This is a genomic window from Chitinophaga qingshengii (genome assembly GCF_014529935.1).
GTDB lineage: Bacteria > Bacteroidota > Bacteroidia > Chitinophagales > Chitinophagaceae > Chitinophaga > Chitinophaga qingshengii.
Genome location: NZ_JACVFC010000003.1, coordinates 890,121 through 905,847 on the forward strand (window position 1 = coordinate 890,121; position 15,727 = coordinate 905,847).

At 49.9% G+C, this 15,727-nt stretch carries 12 protein-coding genes; 5 read left to right on the forward strand and 7 right to left on the reverse strand.

Annotated elements, in window-relative coordinates; all coding sequences use genetic code 11:
- Nucleotides 1-60 precede the first annotated feature (60 nt).
- Both ICL07_RS23400 and ICL07_RS23405 read left to right on the forward strand, forming a co-directional pair.
- Nucleotides 61-2,556 carry a TonB-dependent receptor gene (locus ICL07_RS23400; protein WP_188090466.1) on the forward strand — a complete coding sequence of 832 codons (2,496 nt, stop codon included), beginning with the start codon at nt 61-63 and terminating at the stop codon, nt 2,554-2,556.
- Between the two features lie 163 nt (nt 2,557-2,719).
- The gene (locus ICL07_RS23405; protein ID WP_188090467.1) at nt 2,720-3,193 is read left to right on the forward strand and encodes an acyl-CoA thioesterase; all 474 of its coding nucleotides are present in this window, start codon (nt 2,720-2,722) and stop codon (nt 3,191-3,193) included.
- Between the two features lie 2 nt (nt 3,194-3,195).
- On the opposite strand, the gene ICL07_RS23410 is transcribed toward ICL07_RS23405, so the two are convergent.
- The 3 genes from ICL07_RS23410 to ICL07_RS23420 form a co-directional block, all read right to left on the reverse strand.
- Nucleotides 3,196-4,974 (reverse strand): ABC transporter ATP-binding protein, encoded by a 1,779-nt coding sequence (locus tag ICL07_RS23410; RefSeq protein WP_188090468.1) that lies wholly within the window; start codon nt 4,972-4,974, stop codon nt 3,196-3,198.
- Nucleotides 4,975-5,092: 118 nt separating this feature from the next.
- Nucleotides 5,093-5,353, reverse strand: a complete 261-nt coding sequence (locus ICL07_RS23415) for a hypothetical protein (protein WP_188090469.1) — start codon at nt 5,351-5,353, stop codon at nt 5,093-5,095.
- Nucleotides 5,354-5,422: 69 nt separating this feature from the next.
- The gene (locus ICL07_RS23420) at nt 5,423-5,620 is read right to left on the reverse strand and encodes a hypothetical protein (RefSeq protein ID WP_188090470.1); all 198 of its coding nucleotides are present in this window, start codon (nt 5,618-5,620) and stop codon (nt 5,423-5,425) included.
- Nucleotides 5,621-5,710: 90 nt separating this feature from the next.
- Between ICL07_RS23420 and ICL07_RS23425 the strand changes: the two genes are divergently transcribed.
- From ICL07_RS23425 to nfi, 3 genes are read left to right on the forward strand one after another with little or no spacing between them, the layout of a single operon-like run.
- The gene (locus ICL07_RS23425; RefSeq protein ID WP_188090471.1) at nt 5,711-6,376 is read left to right on the forward strand and encodes an MgtC/SapB family protein; all 666 of its coding nucleotides are present in this window, start codon (nt 5,711-5,713) and stop codon (nt 6,374-6,376) included.
- Between the two features lie 6 nt (nt 6,377-6,382).
- Nucleotides 6,383-7,582, forward strand: coding sequence for a DUF763 domain-containing protein (locus ICL07_RS23430; RefSeq protein WP_188090472.1), 1,200 nt, complete (start codon nt 6,383-6,385; stop codon nt 7,580-7,582).
- A 17-nt stretch (nt 7,583-7,599) separates the two neighbouring features.
- On the forward strand, nt 7,600-8,289 hold the full coding sequence (gene nfi / locus ICL07_RS23435) for a deoxyribonuclease V (protein ID WP_188090473.1): 690 nt from the start codon (nt 7,600-7,602) through the stop codon (nt 8,287-8,289).
- Between the two features lie 3 nt (nt 8,290-8,292).
- On the opposite strand, the gene ICL07_RS23440 is transcribed toward nfi, so the two are convergent.
- From ICL07_RS23440 to ICL07_RS23450, 4 genes are all read right to left on the reverse strand, one after another.
- Nucleotides 8,293-9,918: a hypothetical protein gene (locus ICL07_RS23440; RefSeq protein WP_188090474.1), complete on the reverse strand. Its 1,626-nt coding sequence runs from the start codon at nt 9,916-9,918 to the stop codon at nt 8,293-8,295.
- 222 nt (nt 9,919-10,140) lie between these two features.
- The gene (locus ICL07_RS23445; RefSeq protein ID WP_188090475.1) at nt 10,141-11,334 is read right to left on the reverse strand and encodes an efflux RND transporter periplasmic adaptor subunit; all 1,194 of its coding nucleotides are present in this window, start codon (nt 11,332-11,334) and stop codon (nt 10,141-10,143) included.
- A gap of 13 nt (nt 11,335-11,347) precedes the next feature.
- Nucleotides 11,348-12,583, reverse strand: a complete 1,236-nt coding sequence (locus tag ICL07_RS32330; RefSeq protein ID WP_223152067.1) for a TolC family protein — start codon at nt 12,581-12,583, stop codon at nt 11,348-11,350.
- A complete protein-coding gene (locus ICL07_RS23450; protein WP_223152068.1) occupies nt 12,580-15,711 on the reverse strand; it encodes an efflux RND transporter permease subunit in 3,132 nt (1,043 codons plus the stop codon). Before ICL07_RS23450 ends, ICL07_RS32330 begins: the two co-directional genes overlap by 4 nt.
- Between the last annotated feature and the right edge of the window lie 16 nt (nt 15,712-15,727).

Here is a 15,727-nt window from a genome sequence, read left to right on the forward strand (position 1 = left end):
TCCTGCATTAAAACTAAATTTACCCCCGCTATAAATTGTTGGACGCTAGTAAAAGATATTATGAGAAAAGTTGTATTGCTATTGACAGGATGGATGCTCTTGTTTAACCTTGCATTGACAGCACAGCAACCCGGTGCAAAAAATGCCGCTGCTACTGCCGGAACGATCTACGGAAAACTACTGGATGCACAAACAGGCAAACCGGTAGAATATGCTTCTGTAGCGCTCCTGCGCCCAGACTCTTCCGTGCTCACCGGTATGTTATCCAAACCAAACGGTGATTTTAATTTTGATAATCTCGCTATCGGTAAATATATCCTGAAAATTAACTTCATCGGTTATGAAGCCTTCTTCAAACCGGTACAGCTGAGCCCAAAAAGTACCAGCCTGGATGCCGGAAACATTAAACTTCACCCTAATGTAAAATCACTCGCTGCCGTCAACGTAGTGGGAGAAAAACCGGCCTTTACCATGGCCATCGACAAAAGAGTGTTTAACGTAGAAAAGAACCTGGCCAGCATCGGTGGCACGGCAACGGATGTACTGAAACAGGTACCCTCTGTGAATGTGGACATCGACGGCAATGTGAGCGTGCGCAATGGCGCCCCTACTATCTTTGTAGATGGCCGTCCTACCACCCTCACACTCGATCAGATTCCGGCAGATGCAATCGCCAACATCGAAGTAGTCACCAACCCTTCCGCTAAATACGACGCAGAAGGCATGAGCGGTATCTTAAACATCGTTCTCAAAAAAAATAAAAAAGCAGGCATCAACGGCCAGCTCAGCGCCGGCGTTACGTCGCTCGGCAGTACCAACACAGGCATCGACTTTAATCTCCGGCAGGAGAAGTTTAACTTCTTCATTAACTACAGTTCCCGTAACCGCAGATCCCCCATGACCAGCCGTATCTCCCGGAAAAATATACTCGCTGATACGACTAACTACAGCGACCAGCTGCAGGATGGTACTTTCTACCGTAACTTCCAGACCGGCCGCGTGGGTTTCGACTGGTTCATCGATAACCGTAATACCATCACCATCTCCGAAGGCCTTACCGGCGGTAATTTCAACCGTTATAACGACCAGACCCAAAATGATATGGACATCAACCGGGAACTGGTCCGTTATGGCACAGGTATCAACAATACTAAAAACGGTTTCCGCAACTACGCTACCCAACTGGGTTACAAGCACACCTTCGCCCGCGAAGGCGAAGAACTGACGGCCGACTTTACCTACAACTACGCCACCGGCGATAACGCCTCCGAATATTCATTACAATACCATAACCTGAAAGGTGATACTATCAACAGCCCGATTAAGCCGCAAAACCGCTACGGTAGCGGAGAAGGTAAAACAACTTATATCACCGGGCAGATAGATTATGTACGTCCTTTTAATGAGAAGTCAAAAATCGAAATGGGCCTGCGCACCAACACCCGCAAGTTTGACAACTTTACCAATACTTTCGGCCAGAACTATCCCAGTGGTGCATTCGTCATTGATTCTGCCTTGTCCAACAACTATCACTACCAGGAGCAGATCAATGCAGGATATGTAAGTTATACCGGCGCCCACGGCGACTTCGGCTACCAGGCCGGTTTACGTGCGGAACAGTCTAACTACAACGGTGAAACGCGTTTCGGAGAAATGGCATCCTATAAGATCAACTACCCGATCAACTTTTTCCCCAGCGTGTTCCTGTCTCAGAAATTCAAAGGGGACCATGAGTTACAACTCAACTATAGCCGCCGTATCCGTCGCCCCTGGTTCCGCGATCTGCTGCCTACCATCGATTACGGCGGTCAAACCGCCAGCCGTGGTAATCCTGATCTGCGTCCTGAATTCACCAACTCATTTGAATTATCTTATCTGAAAGATTTCGCGCATAAACACAATATCCTCGTGTCGTTGTACTACCGTAGCACCGATAATGCCATTACTGATTTTTATGTAGATACCACCCTTAACCTGAACGGGCAATCGCAAAGGGTATTATTGTCTTACCCCATCAATGCCAGCACCCGCAATTCCTATGGCGCTGAATTTACCGTGAGAAGTCAGCTGACCAAAAACTGGGACCTGACCGCCAATGTGAACCTGGCACAGACAAAAATCAGTGCCAGCAACCAGGGGGATAACCTCAGCAACCAGGGCTTTACCTGGTTCGGTAAGCTCAACAGCAATACCAAGCTGCCCTGGAACCTTACCCTGCAGGTGACTGGTGAATACGAGTCGCGCCAGATCCTTCCACAAGGCGAACGTAAACCACAGTACTCAGTAGACGCGGGTATCAAAAAAGATATGCTGAAAAATAAAGCACTGTCAATCTCCCTTACGCTGAACGATATCTTTAACTCAGACCGTAACCTCAGTTATACCACTACCGCATTCTCCGAAACAGAGAACTATCGCAAACGCCTCACGCGTGAGCTACGCCTCAATGCTACCTGGCGCTTCGGAAAGATGGACTACAATCTGTTTAAACGGAAGAACAATAAATCCGGTAAGGAGAATGGTAACGATATGGGCGGCGGCGACAAAGGCGAGTAGTTCACGCAAAGACGCAAAGCAGCAAAGAAAGCAAAGGCGCGAAGATCAGCATTTGATCTTCGCGCCTTTGCTTTCTTTGTAATCTTAAAAAAAAATTTGCGCGCTTTGCTGCTTTGCGCCTTTGCGTGAACTTCAGTACATTAGTACCCACAAACAACACCACATGGACTCTATTTATCACACTATTACCCTGCGTTTTTTAGCGGAACCCTCTGATGTCAACTTCGGTGGCAAAGTACATGGAGGCTCTGTGATGAAGTGGATAGACCAGGCAGGATATACCTGTGCGGCCAACTGGAGCGGGCAATATGCCGTGACCGTATATGTAGGCGGTATCCGTTTCTTCAAGCCCATTGCTATCGGCGACCTGGTGGAGATTACCGCGACCATTATATATACCGGCAATACCAGTATGCATATATCCATTGATGTTTTCGCCGGCAATCCCAGGCAGCAGCAAAAGCAGAAAACCACCCACTGTGTCATGGTATTTGCAGCCGTAGATGACAACGGCAAAACCATACCGGTGCCCAAATGGACACCGCGTACGGCCAGTGAGATCAGTATGGAGACCTACGCCAAAAAGCTGATGGACCTCCGGAAAGATATTGATGAAGAGATGAAACCTTATATGTAACGTTAATGGCTGAACTGCATTTCACTTAACATGCGGTACAGCCCTCCGTCCACTTCGATCAGTTCCGCATGGGTACCTACTTCCACGATGCGGCCTTTATCCAGTACGATAATTTTATCTGCCTGCCGGATCGTAGAAAGCCGGTGGGCAATAACGATGGAAGTACGGCCTTCCATCAGTTTGTCCAGCGCGTCCTGTACCAATCTTTCTGATTCAGAATCCAATGCGGAAGTAGCTTCATCCAGGATGAGGATACGGGGATTTTTAAGCACCGCCCTGGCGATAGCGATACGCTGCCGTTGTCCGCCTGATAGCTGTATCCCTCTCTCTCCTACGATCGTGTCCAGTCCGAGCGGGAAATGCCGGATAAATTCCCAGGCATTGGCCTTACGCGCTGCCGCTTCCAGTTCTTCTTCTGTAGCATCGGGTTTACCGTAGGCAATATTTTCGCGGATCGTACCACCGAAGAGGAATACGTCCTGCGGTACTACGGCCATTTGGGAACGCAGCACCGACAAGGGAATAGAAGTTCCGTCCTTGCCGTCGTACAGGATATTGCCATCAGTAGGTTCGTAGAGGCGTAACAGTAACGACACGATGGTACTTTTACCGGCGCCGCTGGGCCCTACCAGTGCCACTTTCTGGTCTTCCTCCACTTCAAAGCTGATATCCTGCAGGATGGTCAGGTCCGGCCGGGAAGGATAATGAAACGACACATCACGGAAGGAGATCTGTCCGCCGAGCTGGTCGGCCAGCGCAATCTGTTCCACCGGCGTGATAGCTTCTTCCGGTTCATCCAGTATTTCGAGCAGGTTCTCTGTAGCGCCGATGCTTTTCTGCAGACTGGTATATACTTCCGCCAGGCCCGCAATGGAACCGCCGATAAACACCGAATACAGGATAAACGACAACAGTTCCGGCGTACCCATACCCATAGACACCCCTCTCCAGATCACTGCCACCAGGGCGCCGAAAATACCCAATATGATAAAGGAAGAAAACGCGCCACGGTATTTACCGCTTTTCATGCCGATGCGGGCCGCTTCGTTGGTGCGTTTACGGTAGCGGGCAATTTCAAAATGTTCATTGGCAAAAGCCTTTACATTGAGGATGCCCTGCAGGGTTTCTTCTACCACCGTATTGGCGGCAGCCACCTGCTCCTGCACCTGTTTGGAGAAACGGCGTATAAACTTGCCGAAGAATACGGCCGCCACCATCATGATGGGCAAAATAGCCAGCATAAAGGCCGTGAGTTTCCAGGAGGTGATCAGCAGGATGATGACACCGCCGATGATGATGATCATCTGACGGATGAATTCCGCCAGGGTGGTGGTAAAAGTGTCCTGTAACAAGGTGATGTCGGAAGAAATACGGCTGCTTAGTTCGCCAACCCTTCTTTCCAGGAAAAAGCGCATCGGCAGCTTGATCATGTGACTGTAGACATGCTGCCGGAGAGCTGCCAGCGTTTTTTCCGTCACATTCACAAATAAGACAGTGCGGATAAACGAGAAAACGGATTGTGCTATCAGCACCACCACCAGCATAAGGCCGGCTTTATTGAGGCCATGCAGCAGATCTATAGCGCTTTTGGGGTCCACCAGGTTGCCCAGCAACTTGGGGAAAGCCAGTCCGGCCAGGCTGGAAAACAGCAGGAACAACATACCAAGGGTAAATTCTCCCCAATAAGGTCTTACATAACGGAAAAGGCGAAAGGTCTTTTTCAGGGATGTCCATTTCAGATTTGGTTTGGGTGCTGGGACAGCAGTGGTTTCATTTTGCATTAGGATATATACTTTGTTAATGGGGACGATATACCTGCAAAGATATTGTATAAAAAAATGCCTTACTGCGGATAAAACAATTTTATTCCGTAGTAAGGCATGAACGCGGGCTGATGGCTTATTGTGATTTATGCCCCGGATTTTTGGAGGAATCTCCGGCCCCGGTTCCAAAGCGGGCTGAATCTTCGCCCGGATTAATGGCTCCCGGAGGCGTTTGCGCCGCCGGTGCGGTGTCTGGTATGATGGCCGCCGTGTCAGTAGTGCCACTGTTGTTCAGGTTCATGGAATCCTGGTTTTCGTGTTGTGCACCATTGCCACAGGCCGTCAGCATGGCGGCCGAAATGCCGGCTACCAGCAACAAATACGATACTTTCTTCATGATCCGTTGTTTTAAAGGGTGAAGTAAACAGCTACAAGGGTATAAAACGAAGCTTCACCCGCTAAAAACTTACCGGCGCATCGTATCTGGTTTGGTAAGGGCACTGTCCACCGGTATGACACTGGTGCTGTCTACCTTAGGGACGGATACTGCAGCGGAATCTGCTTCTTTGGAAGCTTCCTTGCTGCTGTTACAGGCAAATAGCAGGATACATAACCCACCTGTAATACAGGTCACCATAAAAAATTTATATATGAAAGGCTTCATATGGCAGGTATTTATTGTCTTAATCGACAACAAGCAGGAAAGAATTGTGCCAACCCTTACATTTGCAGGAACATATTTTCCCCCTTCAATATGAAACATGTATTACAAGTTATTCAGGAAGACCAGATACTGAAAGTATGCGTTGCCCTGCTGATAGGCGCTATACTGGGACTGGAGCGGGAGTATAAACGAAAAGCCGCCGGCATGCGCACCATGACCCTCATCTGTGTCAGCAGCGCTATCTTCACCATCCTGTCTGCCGAACTGGGCTACCCCAACAGCCCCGATCGCGTAGCCTCCAATATTCTCACCGGCGTAGGTTTTATCGGCGCCGGCGTCATCTTCAAAAATGATTATACCATCGATGGGATCACCACCGCCGCCTCCATATGGATTGCCGCAGCCCTGGGAATGGCCGTCGGCATGAGTCAGTATGTGCTCGCCATAGGCGGACTGGCAGGCGCTTTGATTGTATTAATCCTGATGGAGTTCACTGAAAAGAGTATTGCAGAAGTCAATGATAAAAGGTATTATGTCATCTATTTTCAGGAAGACAAATTTCCACAGGTAGATATAGAACATATCCTTGTCACCTTTGGCTTAAAATATAAAAGGATGCTTATCGTCCGCAAGGCGGACCTGATAGAACTCAGTTACACAGTCCGTGGAAACCGTGCTAAAATGGAACGATTAGATGAATTTTTGCTACAGAACAAATTTATCACCGAATTTAAGGTTCAATTAAATCCACTCTGATATTACATGCCTTCTTATGCAGACATGCCTTTACATTATGGTCACGTACCACCCTGGCTGGCCAAACGAATGGCACTCCTGGGTGGCGCTATCGTAGAGGCTATTGTGACAGATTACGGTAAAAGTGAAGTGATAAGGCGGCTGAGCGATCCATGCTGGTTTCAGGCCCTGGGCTGTGTGCTGGGCATGGACTGGCACTCTTCCGGCATCACCACCAGCGTGATGGGAGCGCTGAAAAAAGCTATCAATCCCCGTTCTTCCGAGCTGGGTATTTATATTTGCGGTGGAAAAGGCCGCCACAGCCGGGAAACACCCGCTGAACTGATGCGTATCGCAGATAAAACCGGTCTGCCTGGCGAACAACTGGTACACAGCAGTAAACTCACCGCCAAAGTAGACAATACTGCCATACAGGATGGTTTCCAGTTATACCTGCACTCCTTTATACTTTCCCTGGATGGCGATTGGGCCGTGGTACAACAAGGAATGAACGACGCCAGCAGCATGGCACGCCGCTATCATTGGCACTCATCCGCGTTTAGCTCCTATACCGAAGCGCCGCATACGTTTATCTATGGCCGCAACCAGGGCCTCATCCTGAACCTGACAGACACTCAGGCGGCTGCCACCAAAACCGGTATCCTCCAACTGCTGGAAGAAAAACCAGCGCACCTGCTGCCCGAAATACGCAACCTGGTGATGCCCTCCCATCATGACGTACGCGCAGAAAACGTGAACCTCAAACGGCTGGGCAGCGTCCTGGCACTGGCACATGAGGTACACCCGGAAAATTTTGAATCCCTCCTCATGCTGGAAGGTGTAGGTCCCCGTACCCTGCAATCACTGACGCTCGTCAGTGAAGTCATACATGGCACTCCTTCGCGTTTCGAAGATCCGGCACGTTTCTCGTTCGCCCATGGAGGAAAAGACGGTCACCCTTTCCCGGTGCCCACACGCATATATGACGAAACCATCGAAACCTTACGGGATGCGCTCAACAAAGCGAAGATTGGTCATACCGACAAACAGGAAGCCATCCGCAAACTGTCGGTCATGGCTCAACAAATAGAAAAAGACTTTGAACCTAACGCTAATTTCGATAAGGTAATAGCCCAGGAAAAAAAAGACTCCTGGAAATATGGAGGACGCACGGTATTCGGGAAAGCGGCGCCCCCCAAAAACGGAGACCAGTTATCATTATTTTGAACCAATAGCGGACCTGCATGAAAGATTACAATACCCTCACCGTGCCGGAAGCCACCCTGCTACAGCAGGAGATGCGCAATAAAGTGATCACGGCGCCTTTCAACGGGAAGATAGCACTGATTGGCGGCGCAGATATCTCGTTTAATAAATTCAGCACCACCGTATATGCAGGTATCGTACTGCTGCGTTTCCCCAGCCTGGAGCCGGTTGGATACAGCCTTGTACGCAAGGAGGTCACCTTTCCATATGTGCCGGGGTTCCTCGCTTTCCGCGAAGTGCCGGCCCTGCTGGATGCCTGGCAACAGCTTCCGCAAAAACCCGATGTACTGGTAGTAGACGGGCATGGCATCGCACATCCGCGACGCATGGGCATCGCCTCCCATTTTGGGGTGCAGACAGGCCAGGTGACCGTGGGCAGCGCCAAGAAAAAACTGTATGGCATATACGAAGAACCCGGAGAAAAGCAGGGCGCCCATACACCGCTGGTAGATAGACAGGGTGTGGTGATGGGCACCGTATTACGCAGCAAACAAAAGGTAAAACCCATCTTCGTATCCCCCGGACACCTGATCGATGTGCCGGGCAGCCTCGCCCTCATTGAACAATGCATCCGCAAATACCGGCTCCCGGAACCTACACGGCTGGCGCATAATGCGGTCAACCAGTTCAGGTTGGGTACGCTCCCGGAAGGTTATTCACCCGCCTGATCATTAAAATTGTATCCAGGCCACACAAGCTTTCTTTTCCGTGCCCTTACGGCTGATCATCACGGTAGCGTATACACGCTGACTGGCGTCATAGTCTGATGCCCCCATCATACAATAGTAACCTTTGGTAACTTCCGGCGCTCCGAACAGGAATAGCCGGTCGCTTTTGTTGTTATAGAACCGGTAACAAACGAAGTTAGCGTCTGATATGTATTTCAGCGGTTTCTTCCCCTTGTCCTGGTTGCCATCGAGGTATTGCAGGTAATCATTGAATAATACAAAGGTAGCATTGGGCGCCTGCACATAATCGTATGACAGGTAGGTGTTGGTATTCAGCGCAGCAATCTTGTTGCGAAACACCCATTCGCTTTTCGTGCGGCGGTACAGGGAAAAAGGCTCACACACGCCGGTGATGGACTGGTATTTGGCTACAGCCACCGTTTCATCTTCTCTTCCGGAGGTATCCAATGTAGCCACGCCGATATCTCCCATATTGGTATGCAGCTTATTGATCTGGTTATTCCCTTGCTTATAGCGGGTCAGCGCTTCCAGCTGAATGGTGAAGCTGCCATCAGGCCTGAAGGTTAAACGTTGTGGTACACCTTTGTAGTCGTCTTTATAAGCCAGATTGGCCCGTACATTTTTTGACAGCTCCGGGAAGAACAGCTCATGATGCTTGCGCAACTTGCCAGAGGCCATCATCGTATTCAGGAAGATACCGCTGCCGCCGTCTGACCGCTGTCCCGGCGCATACAATACCAGTTTTATTTCATCCCTGGCCGGCAGGTACGCCTGGTAACCGCTTACATCACCGTAGTTGCCCGTATAGGCGAGCACGTGGTGCGCGAAGGTGGTGGAATCGGGCGACAACATTGAAAAAATCACCTTGGACCAGGGCTCATTGCCTTTCCGTTTGGTATTAAATCCTACCGTGCTCAGGTATACTTTATTTTTACCCTGTACCGTCAGATGGATATAACTGAAATAGCTATACGACGAATCAGGCAGATAGTACATCCCGGTGTTGATCAGTTCATGCGAAGGGGAAAAATGCATGACCCTGATACGCTGCCGGGCGCTGTCGTTGCGCTGTATCTCGGCGCCATTAAAAAAAGCTACCGCATAGTAATCGCTGTTGGGATCTTTCTCCACATAACAATCATGGGAGGCCACGTTCTCCTGTACATAAACGCTGCGGTGCTGTACAGTGCCTAGTTCACCGAGCTTGTCTTCCCGCAGTAATTTACCGGTTTGCGGGTCCAGTATCAGGCGGTAAAATACCGGAACGTACTTCACCAGCTGTTGCAGGAAGATAACCGGTTGACCGTTGATTTCATAAATCCCGTCTATCTCCGTTGATTCCAGGTCGGTAGCGTCCCATAGACTGCAAGCCACAGAATCCGTTGTTACCAACTCCCGTTTGTAGTTATATACCGCTACCCGCAGGCCTTCTTTTTTGGAGAAATGTAACCAGAAAGTATGACCGTTTTTTAATTGCATCAATTTGTCCCATCCATCTAATGGCTCATCTACCGCGGGGCCCAGCGTAACTACCGGCACCTGGCCGTACAAACAGGCAGGGATGAAAAACAAACATAACCAAACAACTGATCTGATATAGGACATCATTTTATTAATTAATAATTTCAAATATATGTAAATATTCATAATTATTAATTATATAGATGTGGTTTAACGGAAGGTTATTAACCCGCGGGGTTCCTGGCAACAGCTCCCTCCCCTCTTGGCGCACGAATAAATTTTTCCTGAAAACAGCAGCCACGAAGGCTTAACAGGAGTCATTCATGATACAACAAAAAGCCCGGGATGATCCCGGGCTTTTCCACCTGTTTAATGTCCATGTTCTTCGCCACTGTTCTTCATTTTGGCCAGCAGGTCGTATGCCCCTTTGACCACAATTTCTTTGGGCTGTACACCCTCGGGAAAAGTAACTTCGGTATATCCTTGTTCGCTACTCCCCTGCTGCACTTCCAGCATTTTAAAATGAAATGTACTGTCAGCACCGGCAGTATCTTTTACAAACACATAAGCCTTGTTTTCAAAATTCACGACGGCAGCTTCGGGCAAGGCCTGCACCTTAGCGGCGCCGGCTTCTATCATCGCCTGAAGATAAGTACCGGGCAACAGCTGGGTGTCTTCCTCTTCCAGGTGGCAGTGGACCCTGACGGTACGTTCCTGGCTTATTTCCCGGCCAATGAGATGCACGGTGGCAGTCCGCTGCCGCGTTTCATTGGCAAGGGTAAAGCGTACCGGTTGACCTATCTTCAACCGGGGAATATCCTTTTCAAATACAGTCAGTTCTGCGTGCAGGTGCTCGGTATTCACAATACGGAACAACACGTCAGCGGGATTTACGAACTGGCCCAGGTTAACGTTCACCTGCGTTACATAGCCGCTGATAGGCGCATATACATTGATACTCCGCTGAATGGTCCCTTTCTCCAGGGCTGCAGTATTGATGTTGATGAGATTCAGCTTTTCCCGCAAACCTTTTACTTTGGCCTGTAGTGATTCGTAGGTAGCTTTAGCCTGTTGCACGGTTTTCAATGCGTTGACATTCTCCCTGGACAGCTCCTGCTGACGGGTGTACTCCGTGGAGGCATATTCCAGCTGGCTACGGGCATCCAGGTAATCCTGCTGCAATTGTATATAGTCCATGTTTTCCAATACGGCCAGTACCTGGCCTTTTTTAACAGGCATACCCTGCAGCATGGTGGTTTGCCGGATAAAGCCGCCCATAGGCACAGAAATGCTGACAGCCTGCTGCGGCGGTACATCTAGCAGTCCGTTTACTTTAATAGCACTGCTGATATCTCTTTTTTCCGGAAGACCGAAAACAATACCAGCTGTTTTGAACTGCTCAGGGGTGAGGGTTACCGTGTTTGGTTCCTCTTCATGGTCATGTTCCTTCCCTTGTTCTTTTTCGGCTGTTGCCGGTGCTTTTTTACTGCCGCAGGAGGCCAGGCCCATACCGGCTACCAGCAGGATAACGGCTATGTATATATGAGATGAACGTTTTTTCATACGAGGTTGGTTTTTAAAGTTGATGCCCACTGAGGTAAGCAATATATAATTCCGATTGTTTGATGTCATGTCTTGTTTGCAGATACCCTTGCTTCACTGCCATTACTTTCTCCAGGTTCATAAAATATTCGGCATAGCCGATATCTCCCAGCGTAAAGGATTTCACGGTCTGCAGTTGCAGCTGGTCAGCATTCGGCAACGCGTTACCGGTATAATAATCCAGGCTGTTACGCAGTTTTATAAACTCCTGTAGCGCCTGCCGGTATTGACTTTTTAATTGCAACACGCTGTTATCGTAAAACAATCCTGCTGCCTGCTGCTGTTTTTCTTCTGCACGTACCCGGGCCTTCATAGGTCCCATCCACAGCGGCAATGCCAGTCCCACCTGGAAACCCTGGAAACGGTTACTACCCGTAGCCAGTGGTGATCCGGCAGCATTCACCGGTGTACCAATGAGCGACTGATTAAAGTATCCCACGGTAAGATCCGGCAGTATGCTGTTGCTGATGACCTTCTTTTGTTTTTCTGCAATCGCGATATCCTGCTTTGCAAAATGCAGCTGCGGATTATCGGCTACCGCCATTGAGTCTTCTTGTATACCTACACTGGCAGGCGGAATACTGGCGCCGGCAATAGCTACGGATGTAGTGCTGCCTAACAGCGCCTGCAGCCTGGCCATAAAAATGGTTTCATCGGCTTCATTCTGACGCAGCAGATTGCGTATTTCCTGTACCCGTACCTCGGCAGCTGTTTTCTCTATCAGCCGGCTTTCACCTGTTTTATAACGGAGGTCCGCACTGCGCGAGAAGCTGGTGAACAGGCTATCCTGACTGTTTAACAGGGCGCGTTGTTCCCGCAGGAACAGCAACTGCACATACACCTGCTTTACCTGGAATACCAGTTCATTCTGAGTGGCCGCTTTCTGCCACACTGCTTTTTCCGTTTGTGCGTTGCCTAAGGCTTTCTTAGCACCAAACACCGTGGGAAAAGGAATACTTTGCGACACGCTGAAATTGTTATCGTTGCGCACATAGCTGTTATATTGCCCGTATTGCAGTGCTACGTCTGTTTTAGGTATTTCGCCGCTGGTACGCACCAGGTCTTTGTAATACGCTATATTGGCGGAAGCCGATTGTAGCCCTTTATTCTGGGCCAATGCTATTTGCACCGCCTCTTCCATCGTCAGCGGTTGCGATTGTGAAAATGCCGTTATCGGAAATAACAGGCATATGATTATCCGGAAATTCATGAGTTACGCTTTTGAAATAATTTTTCAGAATAGATGTACAGGCAGGGCAACACCAACAACGTGAGTAAAGTGGATGTCACCAGTCCGCCTATCACCACGGTAGCCAACGGTCGCTGTACCTCCGCTCCGGCACTGGTGGCCAATGCCATCGGCAGGAAGCCCAGTGAGGCCACCATAGCGGTCATCAGTACCGGCCGTAAACGGGTAGCCGTCCCTTGCAATACAATCTCGCGCAGGTCTGTCAACCCATCTTTTTTCAACCGGTTAAATTCTCCTATCAATACAATACCATTCAATACAGCTACGCCAAACAAGGCAATAAAACCAACGCCTGCGGATATACTAAATGGCATTCCCCGCAGCAACAGCGCAAACACGCCACCAATGGCGGCCATGGGGATAGCGGTAAAAATGAGTAAGGACTGTTTTACGGAGCTGATCGTAAAATAAAGCAGCGCAAAAATCAGCAGCAGCGCGATAGGCACGGCAATGGATAAACGCGCATTGGCTTCGCGGAGATTCTCAAACTGTCCGCCATAGCGGATAAAGTAACCGGTAGGCAGTTTCACCTCTTTTTCAATGGCTGCCTCTATGTCTTTTACCACACTGGCAATGTCTCTTCCTCTTACATTAAAGCCAACGATGATGCGCCGCTTGGCATCTTCCCGCTGTACCTGATTGGGACCAGTAGCAAATTCAACGGTAGCCAGCTGCTGCAACGGTACCTGGTTGCCGGATGGAGTGGTAATATACAGTCCCTGTACATCCCGGATATCCTGACGGCTTTGTTTGTCCAGGCGCACGACCAGGTCAAAACGTTTCTCACCTTCATATACCAGGCCGGCGCTTTGTCCTGCAAAAGCCGTATTGATAGCCTGATTCACGGTAGCGATATCCAGTCCGTACTGTGCAATGCGGTTACGGTCTATAGATACCACAATCTGCTGTAAGCCGCCAATCTGCTCTACGTACAGGTCGCGTGCGCCTTCGGTGCGATTCACGATGGCGCCTATTTTCTGTGCCAGCGATGCCAGCGTAGGCAGGTCTTCTCCGAATATTTTAACGCCCACATCCTGTCGCACGCCGGAAATCAGTTCGTTAAAACGCAACTGTATCGGTTGCGAGAACCCGAAGCTAACGCCCGGTATGGCTTCCAGCGCTTCCTGCATTTTATTCGCCAGTTCCTCCCGGTTGGAAGCGCTGGTCCATTCTTTCTTCGGTTTCAGCAGGATGGTCAGGTCACAGGCCTCCATCGGCATTGGATCGGTGGGTATTTCGGCAGCCCCTATTTTACCAATCACTTCTTTTACTTCGGGGAATTTTTTGATAAGGATGTCTGAAGCCTTGCTCACCTTGTCCACCGTTTCCGTCAGTGAACTGCCCGTCAGCAGCCTGGTTTCCACGGCGAAATCGCCTTCCTCCAGCGTAGGGATGAACTCCCCGCCCATGCGGCCGAACAGGAACAGCGCCACCACAAATAATGCCACCGCTGAACTGGTCACGATACCCTTACGGCCCAAGGCCATGCGGATAACGGGATCGTATATACGATGAAAGAACCGCATGATTTTATCCGCCACGGTAGCCTTGTTGGTGATCGTTCGCTTCAGGAACAGCGCCGACATCATCGGTACATAGGTAAGCGACAGGATAAAGGCGCCCAGGATGGCGAAAGACACGGTCTGCGCCATAGGCCGGAACATCTTCCCTTCTATGCCTACCAGTGCCAGTATAGGCAGGTATACAATCAATATAATTATCTCGCCGAAGGCGGCAGAGCTACGGATACGGATAGCGGAAGTATAAACTTCCTCATCCATTTCCGTTTTCGTGAGTTTCAGCGGTGTGTTACCCGTCACCCGGCCCGCCAGGTGATGCAACGTGGCTTCCACGATGATCACCGCACCATCTACAATGAGTCCAAAGTCAATGGCCCCGAGGCTCATCAGATTTCCCGATACGCCAAACAAATGCATCATCGCGATGGCAAACAGCATCGCCAGCGGGATCACGGAGGCTACGATCAGCCCTGCCCGCATATTACCCAGGAACAACACCAGCACAAAAATCACGATGAGCGCCCCTTCTATCAGGTTTTTCTCTACCGTGCCAATAGCGCGACCCACAAAATCGCTGCGGTCCAGGAACGGTTCTATCACCACGCCTTCCGGCAAGGTCTTGCGGATCTGCTCCACGCGGTCTTTCACCGCTTTCACCACCTCATTGGAGTTTTTACCTTTCAGCATCATCACGATGCCGCCTACCGCTTCCCCGTCGGCGTTACGGGTAAGGGCGCCATAGCGGTTGGCACTCCCGATCTGCACCGTGCCGATGTCGCGCATCAATACCGGTATTCCATTGGGAATGTTTTTGACCACAATGCGTTCAATATCGGCAATGCCGCCAATCAAGCCTTCACTGCGGATAAAATAGGCATTGGGCTTTTTATCGATGTAGGCGCCGCCGGTATTTTCATTATTCTTTTGCAACGCTTCAAACACGTTGCTGATGCTCAGGTTGTGGCTACGCAGCTTGTCGGGGTTGAGGGCAACCTCATACTGTTTCAGCATACCGCCAAAACTGTTCACCTCCGCAATGCCCGGAGTACCGAGCAACTGCCGCCGCACGTACCAGTCCTGGATGGTGCGCAGTTCGCGGGCATCGTATTTTTTTTCGTAGCCTTTGGCAGGATGTACCACGTACTGGTAAATTTCTCCCAGACCGCTGGATATAGGTGACATCTCCGGCATACCGATGCCTGGAGGGATATTGGATTTCGCCTCTCCCAGCTTCTCGTTCACCTGCTGGCGGGCCCAGTAAATGTCCACATCGTCATGAAAAACAATGGTCACCACCGACAGGCCAAAGCGGGAAATAGACCGTACTTCCTTCAGTTCCGGTATCACGGCCATCGTTTGTTCAATAGGGAACGTGATCAGCCGCTCTACTTCCTGAGCTGCCAGGGAGGGTGACAGCGTGATCACCTGTACCTGGTTATTCGTAATATCCGGCACCGCATCTACGGGTAGCCGTGTCAGTGAGAAGATACCCCAGATGGCCAGTGCCAGCGTGAGGATTCCCACAATAAGCTTGTTTCTGATAGAGAAACGAATGATCTTATCGAGCATAAAATGGTTGGAATAA